The sequence below is a fragment of the Bradyrhizobium sp. genome, from assembly GCF_049512235.1.
Taxonomy (GTDB): domain Bacteria; phylum Pseudomonadota; class Alphaproteobacteria; order Rhizobiales; family Xanthobacteraceae; genus Bradyrhizobium.
In genome coordinates, this window is record NZ_JBEKXH010000070.1 from 1 (window position 1) to 19,854 (window position 19,854).

Consider the following 19,854-nt stretch of genomic DNA (forward strand, 5'->3'; position numbering starts at 1 on the left):
GCCACCATGCTGTTGAAGCAGAGCCATCCCGAGCTCGAGGCCGACGGTGAAATGCAGGGCGATACCGCGCTTTCCGAAGCCGCGCGAAAACTGATCCTGCCGCACTCCAAGCTGGAGGGCGAGGCCAATATCCTGATCATGCCGAACCTCGATACGGCGAACGTCGCCTACCAGATGATCAAGGCGCTGGCCGATGCCCTTCCGGTCGGACCAATCCTGATCGGCCCTGCGCGTCCGGCGCACATTCTGACACCCTCGGTGACCGCGCGCGGCGTTCTCAACATGACCGCGATTGCTGCCGTCGAGGCCCAGGAGCGGGCAGGGCGTCAGCAACCGAGCTTATTCGGCTAGCTCCGCGGATGGTCGATAGGGGCCTTGCCATGGGACCGGGGCCGGATGTGGGGGGAAACAGTGCCGGGCAACCGCGTTTTACCGATGGATATCGCCCCGGCCTCGCGCCAGGCCGGGAGGCGCAACTTGATGAACATGGCATCTATATGGACGAAGTCCGTCGTTGCGGTTCTAAGAGGGGCCACGCGCACCCGATTTGACCGTTTGAAAACCTCAACCAGAACGCCCATAATCGCAGCGCCGATAGCGACCCCGCGTTTTGCCGCATTCAATGAGGCCGACCATGCCAGCGTTTATTACTTTCGGGCGAGTTTTGTTCGCGGTGCTGTTTATTTATTCGGGGGCGACCAAGCTATTCGCGGTTCAGCTCACCTCGGAGGCTATCGCCGCCAAAGTTGTCATCCCGGCTTTGCTTACGCCCTACGCATCGCAGCTGGAAACCATGACCGGAATGTCGACGCCGCAATTGCTTGCGATTGCCGTCGGGGCCTTCGAGGTCCTTAGCGGATTGATGATTGCATTGAATTTCGCGGCGCGGTTCTTTGCCATTCTTCTGATCTTCTTTGTGGCCGCGGTCACGTTCTACTTCCATGATTTCTGGAATCAGCCGTCGCCTGACAACGCCAAGACGCTGATCGATGCGCTGAAAAACCTCTCGATCATCGGTGCACTGTTCATGATCGCAGGCTACGGCCGGAGGCCGCGCGACGAGGAGCCTGTTTATAGCGAAGTGTAGCGGCAGAGAGGATCTGAGGCGTTTTCGAGCGCAAGCCTGCCGGACCAGATCCGGGAGCCTGCCCCGGATCAGATCCGGGGTGGCTTCCGGATCGCGCGAAGAAACGCGTCACAAGCCTCGCCGCCATGGCGTGACGCTGACACCATCTGCGCTGTCAAGCATTTTGGCCTCGCCCGGTTTCAGGCCGTGCGCGGCCAGAATCTGTTGCGGCGAACGCTCGGGCACGCCGGGGAAACAGGGCTCACCGCCCGGCAGCCGCACCCGCGGCGCCTGCGAAAGCCAGAACGTATCATAGCGGTCCATGAACATTGCGAACACGTTGGGTCCGCCGATAATCGCGACCGTGCCGGAACGCATGCCGGCGAACTCGCAGGCGGCTTCGAACGAAGCTCCGGCAGGATTCCACAGCGTGGCCCGGGGATTACCCGGATCGGCCGCGATCGCGTTGATGCTGCGGGTCAGGCGGATCCGCTTTCGCCGCGGTGAGTTGGGCTGCTCCTCATGGGAATGGCGGCCGTGGACGATGAGGTCGGCGCGATCGAGGGCGGCGGTGAAGAATAGTTTGTCGCCCTCGAACTTCAAACCGTCCGGCATCACCCGCGCGGCGTTTGCCAGCATGCCGTCCGCCGACACGATAACGTAGCCGTCGATACGCAGCGCCGGCATCATGCGCGGCAAGATTCTATTCCGAAATCGTCTGCACTACGGCCGAGACCGGTCGCGAACTCACCGTCGGCAATTTGGCGTCCTTGAGAACTTCGTCGTCATATTGCGGGAGCGTTTCCACCGGGGCCTTGGCGATCATCTTGACGACCTTGTAGCCGCCCGCCTTCAGCCTGTGCAGCAGGTCGGGCAGGGCTTCCGCGGTGTGCTTGTGGAAATCGTGCAGCAGGATGATGCCCTTGCCGAGCTTGTCGAGCTTCTTCATGGTGACGTCGATCACCTGCTGGGCGTTGCGCGCCTTGAAATCGAAGGAGTCGAGGTCGCACGAGAACATCGCGATATTCCGGGTGCCGAGATAGGTCACCATTTCCGGCGGATGCTGCAGCGCCGGAAAACGGAAGAATGGCGACGGAGAAGTGCCGCCCAAGGCCCATTTCACCGCGCTGAACCCTTTCTCGATCTCGTCCTTGCGCTGGTCTTCGGTCAGCTTCTTGTCGGTCAGGGTCGCGTGCGACCAGGTGTGCGATCCGATGGTATGGCCAGCCGCGGCAACCTGCTTCAAGATTTCCGGATAATAGGTCGCGTGCTTGCCGATCGGAAAGAAAATACCGGTCGTGCATTCCTCCGCCAGCGTCTTCAGGACCGATGGCGTGTTGATCAACCATGGGCCGTCGTCGAACGTCAGCACCACCTCATGGTCGCGCAGGAAATCCAGTTGCTTGAAGTGCTCGAACCCGAACCCCGGTCCGCCCGTGGTGTCGATTTCAACGACGCGGGCGATCCCGAGCGCATTGGGATTTGCACAAGGAGCTTTTGGGGTGGCTGCCGCCGCTGCCGGGCTGGGCACCGTCGCGGGCGCCGGCGCCGCCGCCGGGGGAGGCGTCGCGGCCGCCTGCGGGACCGCAGCCACGCTTTTGGCGGCAGGGGCCTGCGACCATGCTGCGCCCGATGCAGATAGCGAAACCACGCTCGCCAAGACCAATCCTGCCGCAATACGCATCTTGCTCTTCCCTTAAGGTGATCCCACGCCCCACCGGGCATTCGCCCATCGTCTGGTCCGTCCAAGCCGACAGCCTATACTAGCCTAGTAGGGGCAGCCCCGCCACGGCAACGGTGTTATAGCTGTATCACCCGATATCGTCGCCGGACCGGTTAATTTCTATGGGAAATCGGCCGATCAGGTCTCTGCGAGCGTGCGCGCGATTGCAGTATTGACCCGCGTGTCGGTGGGCTCGACCGCTGAGGCAAATACGTCGGCAATAGTGCCGTCGCGGCCGATCAGATATTTGTGGAAGTTCCAGCGCGGGACGTCCTTTGGACGCGCCTGCGCCGCCCATCTGTAGAATGGATGCGCGTTCGGACCCTGCACCACCCCCTTTGCCGTCATTGGAAAGGTAATGCCGTATTGGCGCTGCGCTGTCTCCGCGATTTCCGCCGCGCCCCCTGGTTCCTGCCCGCCGAAATCATTCGATGGGACCCCAATCATCGTCAGGCCCCGATCCTGAACGGTTTGTTGGTTCTCAACAAGCCGTTATGGCCGCCCTCAGGGAGGTCGGCACCATGGCGGCGGCAGCAATGGCATGTAATGCGGGCTCCACTCACAGATCGATTCCGGCCCCCGGCGCATAAAGGCATATTTGATCGGCTCGGCCTGGCCGACGGCGATGTGCAGTCCGAACAGCATCATGGCGACCGGGTAGGTCCACTTGCGAAAGCGGAGATCGCCGATCGTTCGATCGAGCAGGATCGCCCCTGCCAGGATGATCAGCGGGTCCGTGAAGATAAAATATTCGGATTTGAGCCCGCGCCGGACGCCTAGGGCATCGATGCCGATGGCAGCCGATAGCAGCAGGAGAGCCTGGATCGCGGCCAGCCTTTCGCCGCGCCGCCATGCATAGACGATGCCGGGAGCGATCAGCCAGGTCAGAAATACCGTGGGACGCGGCGAGGAATGCAGCACAAAGGTGTAGCGCGCCAGAACCGATGCGATGCCGTCAAACAGCAGCAGCAAAATCCCCTGCGGGTTCGACCCGTTGGCGACCGTGCTGGTGTTCGCATCGGCAAAGGTCAGCATCTTTTCCAGGGGATTGATCACGGCGATCACATTGCCGGTATTGTATTCGATGTCGAGCGCCGTCAGCGCGATCAGGGCGCCGGCGGCAACCGCTGCGATCGACGTCACCGTCTCACTGGCGCTGATGTGCCAGATCGCAGCATAGGCGACCATGCATCCGCCGATCAGGAGCAGCAGCGCCGCCTGATAGACGCCGAAGCGGCCTGATAACAGCGGATGGAACTGCGCGGCATCCAGCAGGGCGCGATCGAGGCCGGTGGCGATCAGCGGCCACGCGGCCCATGCCGCCGCAATCGCCGCCAGCGCCGCCAGGCCCGCAGTCAGCCAGCCCGACCGCCTATTCTTCCAGAACGCAACGCTTCTGCTTGCCGTGCTTCCGAACGGCATGACCACAAGCGGCAGCGCGCCGATCAAGAGAAGTGCCTGCACCTTGTTCTCCAGACCGAGCACGCACAAGGCCGCCGCGACCGCCATCCCGAGCGGGCGGGCAGGGTGGGCGCGGCGTCCGATCGCGATCAGGATCATCAGCGCAAAGATGACGGGGCAGGCCGCGAGCAACTCGCTGCGCAGAATGCGCGAATGCACGGCGATGCCGCCTGAGAGTGCAAATGCAAGAGTCGCGATCAGCGCGACGCGCCAGTCCCGCACGATGCGACGAACCAGCGCCGCAAAGATCAGCACGCAGCCGGTCGCGATCAGGAAGGCAAGCAGGCGACCGGCGCGGACCGCGCCATTCATGGCGGCGTCGAATGCCGCGGTATTGGATGAAGATGGCATGGCCGATAGCGACCACGCGTCGAGCAGTCCGAGCGCGTGCGCGAGCCGAAACCAGAACTGCACCGACAGGATGGTCAGATAGGCGGTGTGATCGAAGAACAGCTGAGGCTTGCCGTCGTTGAGGACAAGCGCGTTGTAGATTACCATGAAATCCATGTCGGCATTGCGCCAATAAATCAGCGCGTAGCCGAACAGAAAAAACGAGATTGCGAGGCCGGCAACGATCGCCGCCAAGCCTGCGCGCCAGCCGAGGAAGGTCAGCCGGTCGAAGGCATCCCTTGTGGCGTCGATCGCGGGCTCGGTGATCGCGCCGGGTCTGAGAAACTGGTTCATGCCGGCGGTCTTTTAGCAAAGCTCCCGGTGCAAAGCGACCGGGGGAGCTGACCGCTCAACGCAGCGAAACGATGAAATCCGTCCCTTCGCCGGTTTCACTGGCGTTGATGCCTTGATCGGAAACGATGATGGAGGCGCCCGTCGTCAGGGCATCGGTAATTCGCGCCATCGCATCGGCGGGGATGGTGAGGCGATCGAGCGCTTCAGCGGGGCTGTCTGGCACCTGCGTTTTCTTGATCTCGGCCGCGCCCGCGATTTTTCGCCGTCGCGATCTGCGATCGTCTTCGTCGCGGCGCTCGGCGTGCCGTGCCGGCACGGGAAGCGAGACCACCGACCAGTGCAGGAGGTTGGCGTCATCCTTGTCGACCCGGGCGGTAAACACGTGGGTTCCCAGCGGCCGGTCGCTCGGCGCGATCGTCACCGGCACGTCGAACAGCGGCCCGAAATTCTGCCGCGCATAGAGCCTTGAGTCCTTGCGGCTGATGAAGACAGCGATCTGGCCGCTGCGCTTGGTTGTCGCCAAGGCCGGCTTGCTGGCGTCAGGCAAGCGGGCCCGATCCTTTTCCAGATCGAGAGCGTTGGCGCCGATATCCGCCTTCATCGCTTCGGGCGCGATACTTGCCTTGGGCGCGTCGGCCATCGTGGCCGATGGTTTGCCGGCAGACAGATCGTGGCTGGCATCGGCAGTGTGGGTCTGACCGCGCAACGCCGCAGGCGCCGAAGGTTCGTCCATCACGGCCTTTATGCCCTCGCTATGTCCGACGGTCGTTCTCAGTTCGAGGTTCGCCGCCGAAACTGCGGACGTGGCTGTGGCGGCTGCCTCCTTGTCCGACTTCTGGCCGGGTGATGCATCCGGCTCGGCGGCGGCGCTTGGTTGCGGCACGACCTTTTGTGTCGCCAGCAGCGGATGCGAGAAGCTGGCAGGGGTCATCTCGCCGGGGGTAACGACAACCCGCGCGCCCATCCTGGTCCAGTTCCACATCTTGATCGCAAAGGCCAACGGCATGCGGATGCAGCCATGCGACGCAGGATAGCCGGGAAGCACTCCGGCATGCATCGCGACACCCGACCATGTGATGCGTTGCATATAGGGCATCGGCGCGCCGCTATAGATGTTGGAATGGTGCCACTTGTGTTTTTGAATGACGCTGAAGACGCCCATCGGGGTTGGATGACCCGGCATGCCCGTGGAAATCGGAGTTTCCGCGAAGAAACCATTGGCGTCGTAGATCCTCAGTCTTTGGCTTTGGATCGAGATCGCGATGATCAATGGCCCTTGCGGTTTGGTTGCCTCCCTCTCCGATGCCTCGATCCTGCTCGGCTGATAGCGGCGAGCCTTATGCCTTGGCTGCGAAATCGCCCACTCCGACCGCGAAAATCCGGGATCGGGATCCGACGAGTAATAGTAGTAATAGTAATGACGGGCGGCGTGGGCATAGGGGGTGCCACCCAGCACCCCGGCGGCCGTCAGAATGGCTATTCTCCACAGTCTCCCGGCAAAAGCAGCCCTCGCTACGCCCAAGCGTGTCATACTCGAACCCCCGACCATCGATGCATTAGTGTTACAGACGCCTTACGCGTTCACCAGCGGAAGGCCTTCTTGTGTTTGCGGTTTCCTCGCAAGCGTAGCAAAAAAGCCTCACCGGAGATTTAAAGAGGGCAGGCAGTACCCGTTACCGTCAGCCTTCCCCTGGGGTGTCATGGCACCTAAATGGGATGCTCGCGGATGGAGATATCGATGACACGCAAGGCCCTGAGTCCTGATGGCACGAGGTGGAAACCTCCGGTTTTGTCGGTGCTTGCTTTGGCGCTATCTTTGGTCTCGCCGGTATTCGCCGCCGACGAGCCGGACCTGATCTTTCGCCGTTCGACTGTGTTCAAGTGGGTCAGCCCAAATGACACGCTTGCGACCTATGGCGTCGACGACCCGGAGGTCGAAGGGGTCGCCTGTCATTTTACGGTGCCCGAAAAGGGCGGCTTCACGGGCTGGCTCGGGCTTGCCGAGCAAGTCTCGGATATTTCGCTGGCCTGCCGGCAGATCGGCCCGATCCATTTCAAGGGTAAGTTGCAGCAGGCCGACGATATGTTCCGGCAGCGGCGTTCGCTGTTCTTCAAGAAGATGCAGATCGTGCGGGGCTGCGACGCCAAGCGCAACGTGCTGGTCTACATGGTCTATTCGGACAAGCTGATCGATGGGTCGCCGAAGAATTCGACTTCTACGGTGCCGATCATGCCCTGGGGTGCCGGCGATGCCGCAGTTCAGAAATGCGGCGAGTTCATTCAGTGAAGAGCCTTTGATGCACCGTTAACTCACCGGAGCCGCGCGCGGGCGGACCCACGGTTCAGTCCGGACCTTGGGGACGCGGCAGCCGACCAGCTGCACCAATTTTTGCGGCGCCGATTCGTGGCCGCTGTGGCCGCGTTGCTGCGAAAACAGCGGATTCGATCGCAATTTATTGAAGTCTTTTGCCTTTTAGCAAGCGGAACGCGCCATTATGGGGCCGCGAAACAAAAGCCCTGCGTGACGAAAACCTTTTTCCCTCGCCGCGGAACTCCTGAAGCCGCGCTTTCGAACCTTTGAAGCTTGCGAAGCCAGAAAGGCCACGATGTTGTCTCGTATTTCGGCCGCAGCTTTTGCTTTCTGATCGTCGCCGGGCTGTTATGGCGACCGCTCGACAGGCCAAATCCGGCCCGCTCTGTCGGCGCGTTATTGACCTATGCTTGCGGCCTCGCACTCGCCGCCGGACTGCTGGCGACCTGATAGCCGGCGGGTCTGTCATCGAGACCCGTTCTGATGGGCTTTCGTGAGCAATATCAGGTCGCTACCAGCCCGCATGGGTCACTTCTTCTTCGTTCCCAGGCGCGGAATGCATTTTTGCCTACGGACGACGCCCGACGCCGACAACTTGGCGCCGGAGATTTCCTTGATCTGGCCGGCGGGACAGGTTCCGTCGTCGACTTTGATGCGCTGGCCCAGTTGCAGATTGACGATGTCCTGTTCCCGCGACACCTGCCCTTCCAGGGCCGGTGATCGCTGTGGCCATAGCGCGAAAACGCCGAGCAGCAGGATCGAAAATCGCGGGATGCGAGGTGTCTTTTTCATGGTCAGCGAAGCCGCCTGTTTCACTTGTTCTGTATCTTCAGCCCATTCGGGCCGACATTGATCTGCAGGCCCTCCGGTTGCTTCTTGGTCTGATAGAGATTGTAGCCGAGCACGCCCACTGCGACGATCAGCGCACCGATGATAAGGTACAGAGCATTGCGGTTGGCGGGCATCTTATGTCTCCAGCGGGCGAATGGCCTCATGGAGTGTATTGGCCGGACTGCGATTCTGAAAGAACGCAAAACCGCCTTGCAGCATTGCCAATCACGCTCCTGCAAAGTCCGGCAAAGTATGATTTGATGGTGATGGTGCGGACAACAGGGCACTGAACGCAAATGATCGCCATCGGTACCACACAAAAAATCGTCGACGCCGTCGATGCCAATTTCGACGCGCAACTTCTGACCACGCGGGATTTTGTCGCGATACCCTCGACCCGCGGCGCCGAAGGTCCATGCCAGGACATGATCGGTGATCTCTTGCGGCAGCGCGGCTACGAGGTCGACGACTGGCATATCGATATCGACGACCTCAGGGACCTCAGCGGCTTCGGCCCGATCGAACATGATTTTTCCAAGGCCCGCACCGTGGTCGGTACCTATCGGCCCGCAACCAACGCCGGAAAGTCACTGATCCTGCAGGGACATTGCGACGTGGTCCCGGCGGGGCCGCTGGACATGTGGGAGACGCCGCCGTTTTCGCCCGCCGTGAAGGACGGCAAGATGTATGGCCGCGGCGCCTGTGACATGAAGTCAGGTACCATCGGCGCGCTCTATGCGCTCGACGCCATCAAGGCCGCGGGCCTCAAGCCGACCGGGCGCATACATTTTCAGTCCGTGATCGAGGAGGAGAGCACCGGCGTCGGCGCGCTCTCGACCTTGCAGCGCGGCTATCGCGCCGACGCCTGTTTCATTCCCGAGCCGACCTCTGGCCGGATGGTGCGCTCCCAGGTCGGCGTGATCTGGTTTCGCCTCAAGGTCCGCGGCCATCCCGTGCATGTGTTCGAAGCCGGCAGCGGCGCCAACGCGATCACGGCGGCCTTCCATCTGGTCCAGTCGCTGCAGAAGCTCGAGGCCGAGTGGAACGAGCGCGCCAAGGCCGACCGGCATTTCAGGGCGGTGACGCACCCGATCAATTTCAATCCCGGCATCATCAGGGGCGGCGACTGGGCCTCCAGCGTGCCGGCGTGGTGCGACGTCGACTGCCGGATCGCGATATTGCCGGGCTGGTCGGTCGCCGACTGCCAGGCCGAGATTGTGGCCTGCGTCGCGACGGCAGCGCGCGATCATGGTTTTCTCTCCAATCATCCGCCCGACGTTGAATGGTCGGGGTTTTTGTCGGAGGGTTATGAGTTGAAGGACGCAGCGGCCGCGGAAGCCGCGTTCGGCCAGGCCTATGAGGCGGTCTATGGCGGCGCGGTCTCCGACCTCGTCTTCACCGCGCTCACCGACACAAGGTTTTACGGTCTGAACTACAACATTCCGAGCCTGTGCTTTGGCGCCAGTGGCGCGGCGATGCACGGTTTCAACGAATATGTCGACCTGGATTCCCTGCGGAAATCGACCAAGGCCACCGCGCTGTTCATCGCGGAGTGGTGCGGCGTGGAGAATGTGTAGGGATCATGTCCCGGACGCGACTTGCGGGTTATGGGTTATGACGCCACTTGAAAAAGTCAATTCGATGCAGATGCCGTTTGCGCAGTTGAAAGGCGTGATATTCACCGAAGCCGAACGGGATCGCGTGGTGGCGCGGATGCTGGTGCGGCCCGATCTCTGCACCCTCGGCCATATGCTTCACGGCGGGGCGATCATGGCGTTGGCAGATTCGGTTGGCGCCGCGGCGACACTGATCAATTTGCCCGGGGATGCCAAGGGCACCACGACGATTGAAAGTAAGACCAATTTCATCGGCGGCGCCCGGGAGGGGATGACGGTGATCGCGACCGCAACTCCGGTGCATCGTGGCCGGCGTACCCAGGTCTGGCAAACCCGGCTGGAGACCGAGGAGGGCAAACTGGTCGCCGTGGTGACTCAGACGCAGATGGTGCTCGTATGACTACGGTAAGTCGAATTAACCATTCGATCGCGAGATTCTGCCTCTATTCGCGTCAGGAAGCGGTCTTGAACTCCATGCTGCGATGCACCATTATCGTGACCTAGGGATTCGACGCCTCCTCGAGGGCCATCCAAGAGGAGTTTGACGTGAACTACCAGAACACCACCCTATCGACATCCGCCCGGGGCTATGTCCGGACGCTGCGTCAGCAGGAAGAATTGCCGCAACTGCGGGATCATTTGTTGCGGCTCGATCGGGACAGCCGCCATGACCGTTTTCACGGCTTCATGGACGACAGCTTCATCGAAGGCTACGCCGCAAAGTGCGCGGACGATGGCACCGTTATCATCGCTTATATCGAAGACGGCGCAGTACGTGGCGCGGCGGAACTGCATCCGCCGGATCAATCGCCGGAATCAGAGCCGGAGGTCGCCTTCAGCGTTGAAAAGTGCCTGCGGCGGCAGGGCGTCGGCAGTAACCTGTTCAGAAAGCTGATCTGGGAAGCACGGGCGAAGGGCTACCGCAGCCTGCGCATCACCACCGGCGCGCAGAATCAGGCGATGCGGGCGCTCGCCAGCAAGTTCGGTGCCCATCTGACGTTTCGCCAGGGCGAATCCACCGGCTGCATCGATCTCAGGTCGCACCCGCGCCTGCAGCCCCTGCCGCCGCAGCCAGAACCCGCCAAACCCGCAATGGCGACGCCGGCAGATGCAGCCCGCGCGATGGTTAGCGTCAACCGCGCGTACTGGCATCTGCTGATGCGAATGTACGGCTGGGGCCGGGCAGCCTGATCGATCGAGGCGGCAAGATACCGTTCGCCGGTTTCTGAACGGCGAACGCTTGAAAAACACCAGCGTCGAAACCGCGCCAGCCTAAGTGCCCGTACGCTTGCCAGCGGCGAACCGCCTGACCACCTTGCGTTCGACCACCACAGCGCGCTGTGCGCCCTGTTCGCCGGCGATCACATGCGTCGAAGTCCGCGCCGAGCTCCGCGCAACCTTCCTCACTTCGGCCTGCACGGTTTCGAGCGGCAGACCCATCAGCGCCGCGGCGATCTCGGCTTGCTGCTGCTGATCGCCGGTAATCCCGATCGCGGCGAAAATGGCTTCGTCGAGCGTCGGCGGATCGCGCCGGACGCGTCGCGGTCCATATTTGGTGTTCCAGTCCTGGCTCATTAGCGCCCCTCGTCTGTTCCGGTATACCCTGGGGAGTCCGATGTTGCATTGCAATATGAAATTGGTGTGTCAATCCTGCCATGCATTGCAGCGTTGGAACCGGTCATCCTTGCGGCGGCAACAATCCTGGCGCTGACCACCATGTCACGGGACTGGCTCGCCGGCGCTCGCCGCGTCCACCGGTTGCTGCGGCCAGCGTTTCAGCGCGGCGTGGCCGGCATCGGTCAGCACATAAATGCCGCGCTCGGCGCGGTCGAACCAGCCATAGACATTGTGCTGCAGGATTTTCGGAGCGTCCGGTATCCCGGGCCGCAGATCGCGCAGGCGGCGCGGTCCCCGCACCAGTGCCTCCGCGCAGGCCAGCGCCTGCTGCCGATAGGCCGTCATGATCGGCGCGCGCGTGCTGCCGCCAAGCGCCGGGTCGCCCTTGCGGCGGCGATGTTCGGTGACAAGACGGGAACGCTTTTTTGGATCGCGGCGCGGGCCTGCGGTCGGCGGCTTGACGATCACCTCGACATCGCCGCTGCTGGTGATCGCAAGCATGCCAAAGCCGAGGCGGCGGCAAAGATCGCGATAGCGCGCGTCGCTCTCGCGTCCCTTGCCGCGCGTCGACATTTTGGCGGCCAGCCAGACTTCATCGCAGGCTCCCGCGCGGTCGACCGCCTGCAGCACCAGTTCCAGATTGAAGGAGAGCTTCAATTCGCCGATCACAACGATGGGAGGATCGTCGCCGCTAAGGGCCACCAGGTCGCAGCCACCGACTTCGCCCTTGACAGTAAAACCGAGCTTTTCGAGGAAGCGTTTGACGGGCAGGTAAAGCGCGGTTTCCAAGGGAACTCCGATGTATTGCCGGCGACTCAGTCTTGCAAGTTTAGCCCGGATCGCCGCCCGCGCTGCATGGTGTGCCTATACCCGCCCCTTGACTGGCAGCAGCGCGCCGGTGACGGCGCTCGCCGCATCGCTGGCGAGGAACAGGATCACCTCGGCCAGTTCTTGCGGGGTAACCCAGTTTGTAAAATCCGCCTGCGGCATGCTGGCGCGATTGGCCGGCGTATCGATGGTCGACGGCAGCACGGCGTTGACGGTGATCTTGCCCTTGCATTCGGCGGCAAGCGCCTCGGTCAGGCGATGGACACCGGCTTTCGACGCGGCATAGGCACCCATGCCGGCGCCCGCCTGCAGCGCGCCCATCGCGCCGATATTGACGATCCTTCCCGCCGTGGAAGCGGCGAGATGCGGAATCGCCGCTCGTGACGCATTCAGTGCGGTGAGGACGTTGAGCGCAAACATGCGCTGCCAGGTCTCTGCATCGCCCTCGCGGACCATCTCGAAGGCGAAGCCGCCGGCGATATTGATCAGCACATCGAGCCTGCCGAATTGCATCGCGACGGCCTCGATCGCTACCCCGGCCTGCGCCGGATCCGAAAGATCAACGCCGCCAAGTTCGATCCGGTTAGTCATCGCCGGGATTAGGGAAGCCGCATGATCCACGCCAGCCACCTTGGCGCCCCGCGCCAACGCCGCTTCCACGACCACCTTGCCCAGCGCACCCGATGCGCCGGTCACGACAACGACCTTTCCCTGCATGATCGGTCTCCAGGCCAGGGCTGAGGAAGCGCTCACACTACCGCCGAGTGAAATTCATTTGCAATACGGCGTAATTAGCTAAACTTTGCTGAAGTTCTGTAAGCCGATTTCAGGAACCTTGGGCTAACAGACCATATCGTCCAATATGAGGACCTGGAAGCATCATGACGAGATATCTGCCTGACCACGGTTTGCCGCTTGTCCAGCTCAAGGAGCAGCGCCGAGATTTGGTGGTCGCGTTGCAAAATCGAAGCGGCCCGGTCGGCGGCTGGGAACTGATGCAGATCGCCGCGGTTCAGCAGGCGATCTCGGCGTTCGAGGAAGTGATCGCCGACCTTGACGCAGAAATGGTGGCGGCTGCCTGAGGCGGGATCTTTTGGCCCTGAGCGAGCGGCCATTCAGGATTCCAGATAGCGTGCTTCAAGGCCTGCGCGCTGCCGCGCGCCGAGACCCAATCCGTCGCTGAGATAGCTTTCGAGATCGCCGTAATCGGCACCAATGGCTTCGAACGCAGCGGCGAGGAACGACGCGTGCACCGAGCCCAGCACCTGCCGGACCTCGTCGGGCAGATCGCTGCTGGCCGTGGGGTCGCGCCGGTAGCAGCGGTTGGTCAAGAGATAATCTTCAGCGATCAGCTCATCCGGGACGCCGAGTGCATGCAGGATCAGCGCGCAAGCGAAACCGGTGCGATCCTTGCCGGCGCTACAATGAATCACCAGCGGCGCTTGGTCTTCCAGCAGATGCGCGAACAACCTCCGGAAGCTTGCGGTATGGCTGCGCACATAGTTGCGGTAGGAATCGCTCATGACATCGACGGCATCGGCCGTGGTCAGCACGCGGCCTTTGGCGAGCTTTGCCTGCAGCGCCGCAACCACGGTCGGCTCGATGGGCAGCGAATGAACCGCGACTTCCGGCAGCCCGCATGTGGCCGCGACGCGCTCCTCCATGCCGCGAAAATCGAACGCGCTTTTCAGACCAAGCCCGCGCAGAACCTCGATATCCGCTGCGGTGACGTGGCCAAGATGGTTGGAGCGAAAGATCTGCCGCCAGCGCACCGTACGCCCGTCCCGGGTGCGATAGCCGCCGAGGTCGCGGAAATTGCTGGCGCCGGCGAGATCGAGATGGCGGGCAGGGGTATCCGACATGGGGCTTAGCTTAAGCCATTCCCTGCGGCGGTGGAATGACGGGGCGGGCGTATTTCTTACCTTCTGTTCTGTACATTCGCGCGGTGGCCGTCGCGCCAGAGTTCACTGGGGCCAGCACCCCGGTCAAGCACACCAAACGAGCGGCGGGAGTGTGCGAGCTGTCGTGAGAAAGGGCCGAAACCTTTTCGTTTCGACCCTCTTTTTCCGTGTTTGATATTGCGCCAAAGACCGGCAACCGATCCGCGGTGGGCTTGGGTCTGGCATCAGCGATCCCGCGCCGGTTTGGACTCCTGGATGGCCGCTTCGTGATACCAGCTGCCGGCGCACGCCTCGCTGATGCCTGAGGCGACAGGTTCAGTGGCGGATTTGGCATCGTCGCAACGACCTCCGCCGAGCGCCGAGCGGCCCCCGGCCGGGAATTGGTAGATCTTTGCGGACCCGCGGTTCAAGCTCGTATTCATCATCGTCTCTCCGTGTGTCGCGACGCGTAATCATGCTGCGCCCGACTCGTTCTCTTGGGGTTACCGTACTGATATCGTCCGTGCCTCCGTTGGTGCAACATGATCAAAACAAAATCATTGCCTGTATAAAATGTAAGCAATTTTTATTCTGCATCGTGGGGAGCAGCGGCGGACTAGCTAACGCCTGAGCCCTCGCGGAGGTTGCCGAGGCGTCCCCATTTTCTTGCCGAATGTTGCCGGTCGATGCCGCAGCTTTAATCGGAACGAAAAGCTATTCGGCAAACTGCTGCATAATCAGGCGCAGTTCGGACCTCCGCGCCGCTCGAGGGCATCTCGCCGACCTCCCACCCGCGCGCCTTTGCCGCACCTCAAATGCAACCTGAGGGCGGAGGCTTCCGCCAATTCTCCCCGCAAACGGCCGGTGCCGCAGTGCAGCGATTGGCACTTTAATTGCTAGGCAATGGATGGCCGATGGTGGCCGGGTACATCTGTGGTGACCAAACTGCTTCGGTTCCCACCTTTCGCATCATCAACTCATGAGAGAGCTCAATGACAAAGTATAAGCTCGAGTATATCTGGCTCGACGGATACACGCCGACCCCGAATTTGCGGGGCAAAACGCAGATCAAGGAATTCGAATCATTTCCGACGCTCGATCAGCTTCCACTGTGGGGCTTTGACGGAAGTTCGACCATGCAGGCCGAGGGCCATAGCTCCGATTGCATACTGAAGCCGGTCGCGGTTTATCCGGACGGCGCGCGCACCAACGGCGCGCTGGTGATGTGCGAAGTGATGATGCCCGACGGCAAGGCGCACCCCTCCAACAAGCGCGCCACCATTCTCGACGACCCCGGCGCCTGGTTCGGCTATGAACAGGAATATTTCTTCTACAAGGACGGCCGTCCGCTCGGGTTCCCATCGAGCGGCTATCCGGCGCCGCAGGGACCCTATTACACCGGCGTCGGCTACAAGAATGTCGGCGACATCGCGCGCAAGATGGTGGATGAGCATCTCGATCTCTGTCTCGCCGCCGGCATCAACCACGAAGGCATCAATGCCGAGGTCGCGAAGGGCCAGTGGGAATTCCAGATTTTCGGCAAGGGCTCCAAGAAGGCCGCCGACGAAATGTGGATGGCCCGATATTTGATGCTGCGCTTGACCGAGAAGTACGGCGTCGATATCGAATTCCATTGCAAGCCGCTGGGCGACACCGACTGGAACGGCTCCGGCATGCACGCCAACTTCTCCACCACCTACATGCGCGAAGTCGGCGGCAAGGAATATTTCGAGCAGCTGATGGAAGCCTTCAAGGCGAACCGCGCCGATCACATCGCGGTCTATGGTCCGGACAACCATATGCGTTTGACCGGCAAGCACGAGACGGCGTCGATCGATACCTTTACCTACGGTGTGGGGGATCGCGGCGCCTCGATCCGCATCCCGCACAGCTTCATCAATAACGGCTACAAGGGTTATCTGGAAGACCGCCGCCCGAACTCCCAAGGCGACCCCTACCAGATCGCTTCCCAGATCCTCAAGACCATCGCTTCCGTCCCGACCGCCGCGAAGGCGGCCGCCGCCTAGAGCGTTCGGCATCCCGACAGCGCTAAGGGGCTTCCCGGCTGCAACATGATCCGCCAAGGCGAGAAATCGCTCTGGCGGATCATTGCATTTATGGCGTTTTCGAGCGAAAGCCTGCCCCGGACGCGATCCGGGGTGGATCAAGATGGGCGTCGTGATGAAGCGATTTTGCGCGCTTGCATGCGCTACGATGGGAGGCATCGCCTGTTCGGCGATGGCGCTCACGGTCGTGGCATGGTTGGCCCATGCCGCTCCGGTCGCGGCGCAATCGGCCGATCTCGTGCTATGCGACCGGCTCGCCGGCGATCCCACCGATCCGGACAAGCCGGCCGACGTCAAGGGCACGCCCGACGTCGTGCCGGCGGACATCGCGACCGCGATCAAATATTGCAAGGTCGCCTCCGGTTCGTCCCGGCGGGCGCTTTATCAGCTCGGCCGCGCCTACGCCGCCAACCGGCAATTGCCGGAGGCGATCGGCGCCTGGCGCAAGGCGGCCGACAAGGGTTCGACCGCGGCGATGGTCGAACTCGGCGTGCTCTACGGAACCGGCGCGGGCGTTGCGACGGATGAGGCAGAGGCGCGCAAGCTGTTCGAGCGTGCGGCCGCGGCCGGCAATCCGCGGGGCGTCACCAATCTTGCCGCGCTTTCCGGTGGCGGCGGATTCGCCGGGGATCCCGCACGGGCGCGCGAATTGCTGGCGAAAGCCGCCGAGAGCAATGCCGAAGCCCAGTATCAGCTGGGCTTGATGCTGGCGGATGGTACCGGGGGCGCCCGCGACGATGTCGGCGCGCGTAACCTGTTCGAGAAGGCGGCGGCACAGGATCATCCCGGTGCGCTGGAGCGGATGGGCGAGTTCACGCAGGAGGGACGCGGCGGGCCGAAGGACGCCAGCGCCGCCAAAGCCTATTACGAACGGGCCGCCGCGCTTGGCGACGAAGATGCCAAGAAGGCGCTGAAGCGGATCGAATGTCCTTACGCGATCAAGGACAAGCGCGGGAATCTTGTCACAACCCTCTGCTTTTAGGCGGCGACCCGCGAAGCGTCGCTCAGGAAAACAAGCCGTCCGTTCGCTCCGACACGCAATCTATGGTTGACAGGCCTGCGGCGACGCGGCAACCTTCAACTTAATTTCAAAGGCAGATTTTTCACCGCTGACGTGCTTGACATCTTTGTTGTGATCCGACGCGCCCCCTGATCGATCGTCTCGCTGTTCCTGATACCGGCCGGGTCCTGGCCGGCGTCCGGTATTGAACCATGGGCTGGGCGTGAGGTGTTGACCTGATCCGAGCCCCGCGGAGTGCAATGCGAAGGCTGAAAGAGAAGAGAAAAGGATAGAGGGGGAATTCCGTGGCAGATACCGACAAGGACCCGCCGATCGAGCATCCGACCTGGTTCGGCCAGGTACGCAACTACTTCACCAAGGACGATGTCGACCATATGCGCGCCAAGAGCGTCGACCTCGGCACCTACAAGGGCGTGGTTGAAAACGCGGTCTCGATTTACGGGCAGACCCAGTCGGGCAGCATGCCGCCAGGGGACGCGCCGAAATGGAGCGCGAACCGCGTTCAGAATTTTCTGAATTGGATTCAGGACAACTATCCCCTGGGAACTCCGCCGGCGCCCGTGGCCGGGAATGTCGGGACCGCCGACTTCGCGACGGCCGCGGCCAGGCTGCGCAAGGAGGTGACCGGCCTTGGCACCGACGAGGTCGCAGCACTCAAGAAGGCGTTCGCGGGCATCATGGCGCGCGATCCGTCGCAACCCGACAGCTATTACGCCATTGCCGGGGTTCACTGGTATCCCGCCATCGACAGCAACCCGCTGTTCCACTGCCTTCATCACGAGAATCGTTTTCTTCCCTGGCATCGGCTGCATCTCAAGCGCTTCGAGGATGCGCTGCGCTCGGTGCCGGGCTGTGCCGACGTCACGCTGCCCTATTGGGACATTACCGCGCCGATCCCTGCGTTGCTCTACGAGGAGCCGTTCGCACGCTACAAGCTCCAGGCGCCGATCGGCCATAATTACGACCCGCTCACCACCGCCCGCAACGGCCCGGGCGAGATCGCCGAGCAGGTTGCCGCGTACGGCATCCCGGAGCAGATAACGCGTGCGCTGCGACAGTCGGTATGGGAGCAATTCAATCGAACCTTGTGGGGAGCGCATGATAGCGGCCACGACTCCTGCGGTCCTACCATGTCCAATCAGGACATCTCAGCCTTCGATCCGGTGTTCTGGTTCTATCATTGCAATCTCGACCGCGTCTGGCAGCAATGGCAGCGCAGCGTCGGCGCAACGACGCTCGCCGGATTCAAATCGCATTGCCAAGGTTCGACCGCGTGGCTCGACGTCGCCGTGCTTGGCGTGCTGCCGCCGTTCGATGGCCACGCTGCGGACACGATCAACGTCCCTGATGTGGACTATCAGCCGCCGCGCGCAGGAGCCATGGTAATGAGCTTCGAGAACAAGACCGGCAATATTGCTGCCGCGAAGCGTTTTCGCATTGACAGTGGCGAACCGCTCTCGATCAGGGTCAAGGATATCAATCGCGCTGGTATCCCGGGAACCTTCGTCGTTCACCTGCTCGCCGACGGCAAGGAGGTCGCGCGCCAGGCATTCTTCCAACCAACCGACCCCGGCGTTTGTCCTAATTGCAGCGAGAATGCCAAGGTCGCGATCGACTTCCGCGTGCCCTCCGCCAAGGTTGTCGACAAGGAGCTGTCGGTCGAAATCCACGTTCCCAGTCAAAAAGCCATAGGTACGCGCTTTCCGCTCTCCAAGGCTGGAAATCCGACCATCAATGTGCGGCACCTGATCGACGGCGACTGATCACGGCGACGCGCATCGTCTGTGCACGAGGTGCGAGCGAAACGTGTGCGCCGCACTACTTCGATGTCTTTTTGACGTCCCTCGCCATTTCCAGGCATGTCAGCAACTCGACATAGCTGGGCGAGCCGTCCATGCTGGTTTCCTTGATGCAGACGGCCCTGTCTGCCGCGGCGGATTGAACCCATAGCGGTTCAAGCTGGTCGCGCGCTTGCGCCTCGTCGCCCGCGCAGTGCTCCTGCATGACTGTCGAGCCGCCTTCCGACTTGCATTCCTGCGCGATATCGAATTTCGGCACATTGTCCGCAACTGCAGTGAGGGGAAGGGTAGCAAACAAAACGATCGGCAAGTATATCAGCATCGTAGTCCTCCGAACCGAAGCGCCATGGTTACCCCTGCGCTGCGAACCCTGCGGACGTATTGATCCGCATCAACGCAGCGGCACATTTGATCGAGCGCAAGGTAGACGACAGCGTAACATGGCAACATCATCCCATTTGGAGCCCCTGATGAAATGGCGTAGAGGATTTATTGGCCTGACGTTGGTTTGCGCGCTGACGCCGCTGGCCCTTGCCCAGACCAACCAGAGCGATATGGATGCCGCGAGCGGCGAACATTACGTTCCCCGGCTCGGCGATATCATGAACGCGGTCCAGACCCGGCATATCAAGCTGTGGTTCGCCGGCAAGGCTTTGAACTGGGAGCTGGCAGCCTTCGAAATGCGTCAGCTCAAGGCCGGTCTGCTGCAGGCCGCGACGATGTATACTGGCATTCCCGTCACCAACGTCACCACGATGTCCAACCCTGTTCAGTCGATTGCCGACGCCATCGCGGCCAAGGATATCAAGCAATTCAACAAGGGGGTGGGCGAACTGACCAACGGCTGCAACGGCTGCCATCAATCGATGGGGCGCGGCTTCATTGCCATCCGGGTGCCGACCGAACAGCCTTTCAGCGACCAGTTGTTTACGCCGCAGGTCAAGCCATAGC

The 19,854-nt window shown here is 61.9% G+C and carries 23 protein-coding genes and 1 pseudogene; 11 read left to right on the forward strand and 13 right to left on the reverse strand.

Annotation, left to right across the window (positions count from 1 at the left end; all coding sequences use genetic code 11):
• Together ABSG20_RS09230 and ABSG20_RS09235 are read left to right on the forward strand one after the other, a co-directional pair.
• On the forward strand, positions 1 to 351 hold a 351-nt coding region (locus tag ABSG20_RS09230), incomplete at its 5' end, for a phosphate acyltransferase (protein WP_423864194.1).
• A gap of 283 nt (positions 352 to 634) precedes the next feature.
• Positions 635 to 1,087, forward strand: a complete 453-nt coding sequence (locus ABSG20_RS09235) for a DoxX family protein (protein ID WP_423864195.1) — start codon at positions 635 to 637, stop codon at positions 1,085 to 1,087.
• Positions 1,088 to 1,195: 108 nt separating this feature from the next.
• On the opposite strand, the gene ABSG20_RS09240 is transcribed toward ABSG20_RS09235, so the two are convergent.
• From ABSG20_RS09240 to ABSG20_RS09260, 5 genes and pseudogenes are all read right to left on the reverse strand, one after another.
• Positions 1,196 to 1,756 (reverse strand): dihydrofolate reductase family protein, encoded by a 561-nt coding sequence (locus ABSG20_RS09240; protein ID WP_423864215.1) that lies wholly within the window; start codon positions 1,754 to 1,756, stop codon positions 1,196 to 1,198.
• A gap of 13 nt (positions 1,757 to 1,769) precedes the next feature.
• Positions 1,770 to 2,750: a polysaccharide deacetylase family protein gene (locus ABSG20_RS09245; protein ID WP_423864196.1), complete on the reverse strand. Its 981-nt coding sequence runs from the start codon at positions 2,748 to 2,750 to the stop codon at positions 1,770 to 1,772.
• A 177-nt stretch (positions 2,751 to 2,927) separates the two neighbouring features.
• A pseudogene (locus tag ABSG20_RS09250) lies at positions 2,928 to 3,266 on the reverse strand (glutathione peroxidase); the annotation flags it as partial.
• 27 nt (positions 3,267 to 3,293) lie between these two features.
• Positions 3,294 to 4,934, reverse strand: a complete 1,641-nt coding sequence (locus ABSG20_RS09255; protein WP_423864197.1) for a hypothetical protein — start codon at positions 4,932 to 4,934, stop codon at positions 3,294 to 3,296.
• Positions 4,935 to 4,989: 55 nt separating this feature from the next.
• A complete protein-coding gene (locus tag ABSG20_RS09260; protein WP_423864198.1) occupies positions 4,990 to 6,465 on the reverse strand; it encodes a L,D-transpeptidase in 1,476 nt (491 codons plus the stop codon).
• Positions 6,466 to 6,672: 207 nt separating this feature from the next.
• On the opposite strand from ABSG20_RS09260, the gene ABSG20_RS09265 reads away from it, so the two are divergent.
• The gene (locus ABSG20_RS09265; RefSeq protein ID WP_423864199.1) at positions 6,673 to 7,221 is read left to right on the forward strand and encodes a CreA family protein; all 549 of its coding nucleotides are present in this window, start codon (positions 6,673 to 6,675) and stop codon (positions 7,219 to 7,221) included.
• 552 nt (positions 7,222 to 7,773) lie between these two features.
• Here the strand turns inward: ABSG20_RS09265 and ABSG20_RS09270 are convergent.
• Positions 7,774 to 8,037, reverse strand: a complete 264-nt coding sequence (locus tag ABSG20_RS09270) for a DUF6719 family protein (RefSeq protein ID WP_423864200.1) — start codon at positions 8,035 to 8,037, stop codon at positions 7,774 to 7,776.
• A 20-nt stretch (positions 8,038 to 8,057) separates the two neighbouring features.
• Positions 8,058 to 8,210 carry a hypothetical protein gene (locus ABSG20_RS09275; RefSeq protein ID WP_423864201.1) on the reverse strand — a complete coding sequence of 51 codons (153 nt, stop codon included), beginning with the start codon at positions 8,208 to 8,210 and terminating at the stop codon, positions 8,058 to 8,060.
• Between the two features lie 162 nt (positions 8,211 to 8,372).
• Here ABSG20_RS09275 and ABSG20_RS09280 point away from each other — a divergent pair, with 162 nt between their 5' ends.
• From ABSG20_RS09280 to ABSG20_RS09290, 3 genes are all read left to right on the forward strand, one after another.
• The gene (locus tag ABSG20_RS09280; RefSeq protein ID WP_423864202.1) at positions 8,373 to 9,653 is read left to right on the forward strand and encodes an ArgE/DapE family deacylase; all 1,281 of its coding nucleotides are present in this window, start codon (positions 8,373 to 8,375) and stop codon (positions 9,651 to 9,653) included.
• A 37-nt stretch (positions 9,654 to 9,690) separates the two neighbouring features.
• Complete coding sequence (locus ABSG20_RS09285) at positions 9,691 to 10,092, forward strand: PaaI family thioesterase (protein WP_423864203.1); 402 nt, start codon at positions 9,691 to 9,693, stop codon at positions 10,090 to 10,092.
• A gap of 146 nt (positions 10,093 to 10,238) precedes the next feature.
• Positions 10,239 to 10,883: a GNAT family N-acetyltransferase gene (locus ABSG20_RS09290; protein ID WP_423864204.1), complete on the forward strand. Its 645-nt coding sequence runs from the start codon at positions 10,239 to 10,241 to the stop codon at positions 10,881 to 10,883.
• Between the two features lie 81 nt (positions 10,884 to 10,964).
• On the opposite strand, the gene ABSG20_RS09295 is transcribed toward ABSG20_RS09290, so the two are convergent.
• From ABSG20_RS09295 to fabG, 3 genes are all read right to left on the reverse strand, one after another.
• Positions 10,965 to 11,267, reverse strand: a complete 303-nt coding sequence (locus ABSG20_RS09295) for a hypothetical protein (RefSeq protein WP_423864205.1) — start codon at positions 11,265 to 11,267, stop codon at positions 10,965 to 10,967.
• Positions 11,268 to 11,411: 144 nt separating this feature from the next.
• On the reverse strand, positions 11,412 to 12,098 hold the full coding sequence (locus ABSG20_RS09300) for a DUF2161 domain-containing phosphodiesterase (RefSeq protein WP_423864206.1): 687 nt from the start codon (positions 12,096 to 12,098) through the stop codon (positions 11,412 to 11,414).
• A gap of 75 nt (positions 12,099 to 12,173) precedes the next feature.
• Positions 12,174 to 12,854, reverse strand: coding sequence for a 3-oxoacyl-ACP reductase FabG (gene fabG / locus ABSG20_RS09305; protein WP_423864207.1), 681 nt, complete (start codon positions 12,852 to 12,854; stop codon positions 12,174 to 12,176).
• Positions 12,855 to 13,018: 164 nt separating this feature from the next.
• Here fabG and ABSG20_RS09310 point away from each other — a divergent pair, with 164 nt between their 5' ends.
• Positions 13,019 to 13,219: a hypothetical protein gene (locus tag ABSG20_RS09310; RefSeq protein ID WP_423864208.1), complete on the forward strand. Its 201-nt coding sequence runs from the start codon at positions 13,019 to 13,021 to the stop codon at positions 13,217 to 13,219.
• 33 nt (positions 13,220 to 13,252) lie between these two features.
• Here the strand turns inward: ABSG20_RS09310 and ABSG20_RS09315 are convergent, their stop codons facing one another.
• Together ABSG20_RS09315 and ABSG20_RS09320 are read right to left on the reverse strand one after the other, a co-directional pair.
• A complete protein-coding gene (locus tag ABSG20_RS09315) occupies positions 13,253 to 13,999 on the reverse strand; it encodes a tyrosine-protein phosphatase (protein WP_423864209.1) in 747 nt (248 codons plus the stop codon).
• Positions 14,000 to 14,262: 263 nt separating this feature from the next.
• Positions 14,263 to 14,460 (reverse strand): DUF2735 domain-containing protein, encoded by a 198-nt coding sequence (locus ABSG20_RS09320; protein ID WP_423864210.1) that lies wholly within the window; start codon positions 14,458 to 14,460, stop codon positions 14,263 to 14,265.
• 549 nt (positions 14,461 to 15,009) lie between these two features.
• On the opposite strand from ABSG20_RS09320, the gene ABSG20_RS09325 reads away from it, so the two are divergent.
• The 3 genes from ABSG20_RS09325 to ABSG20_RS09335 all read left to right on the forward strand — a co-directional run bounded on the left by ABSG20_RS09325 (position 15,010) and on the right by ABSG20_RS09335 (position 18,867).
• A complete protein-coding gene (locus ABSG20_RS09325; protein ID WP_423864211.1) occupies positions 15,010 to 16,044 on the forward strand; it encodes a glutamine synthetase beta-grasp domain-containing protein in 1,035 nt (344 codons plus the stop codon).
• Between the two features lie 211 nt (positions 16,045 to 16,255).
• Positions 16,256 to 17,065 (forward strand): tetratricopeptide repeat protein, encoded by an 810-nt coding sequence (locus ABSG20_RS09330; protein WP_423864216.1) that lies wholly within the window; start codon positions 16,256 to 16,258, stop codon positions 17,063 to 17,065.
• A 323-nt stretch (positions 17,066 to 17,388) separates the two neighbouring features.
• Positions 17,389 to 18,867, forward strand: a complete 1,479-nt coding sequence (locus ABSG20_RS09335) for a tyrosinase family protein (RefSeq protein WP_423864212.1) — start codon at positions 17,389 to 17,391, stop codon at positions 18,865 to 18,867.
• A 55-nt stretch (positions 18,868 to 18,922) separates the two neighbouring features.
• On the opposite strand, the gene ABSG20_RS09340 is transcribed toward ABSG20_RS09335, so the two are convergent.
• Complete coding sequence (locus tag ABSG20_RS09340; RefSeq protein WP_423864213.1) at positions 18,923 to 19,225, reverse strand: hypothetical protein; 303 nt, start codon at positions 19,223 to 19,225, stop codon at positions 18,923 to 18,925.
• A gap of 148 nt (positions 19,226 to 19,373) precedes the next feature.
• Between ABSG20_RS09340 and ABSG20_RS09345 the strand changes: the two genes are divergently transcribed.
• Positions 19,374 to 19,853: a hypothetical protein gene (locus ABSG20_RS09345; RefSeq protein ID WP_423864214.1), complete on the forward strand. Its 480-nt coding sequence runs from the start codon at positions 19,374 to 19,376 to the stop codon at positions 19,851 to 19,853.
• Position 19,854 lies beyond the last annotated feature (1 nt).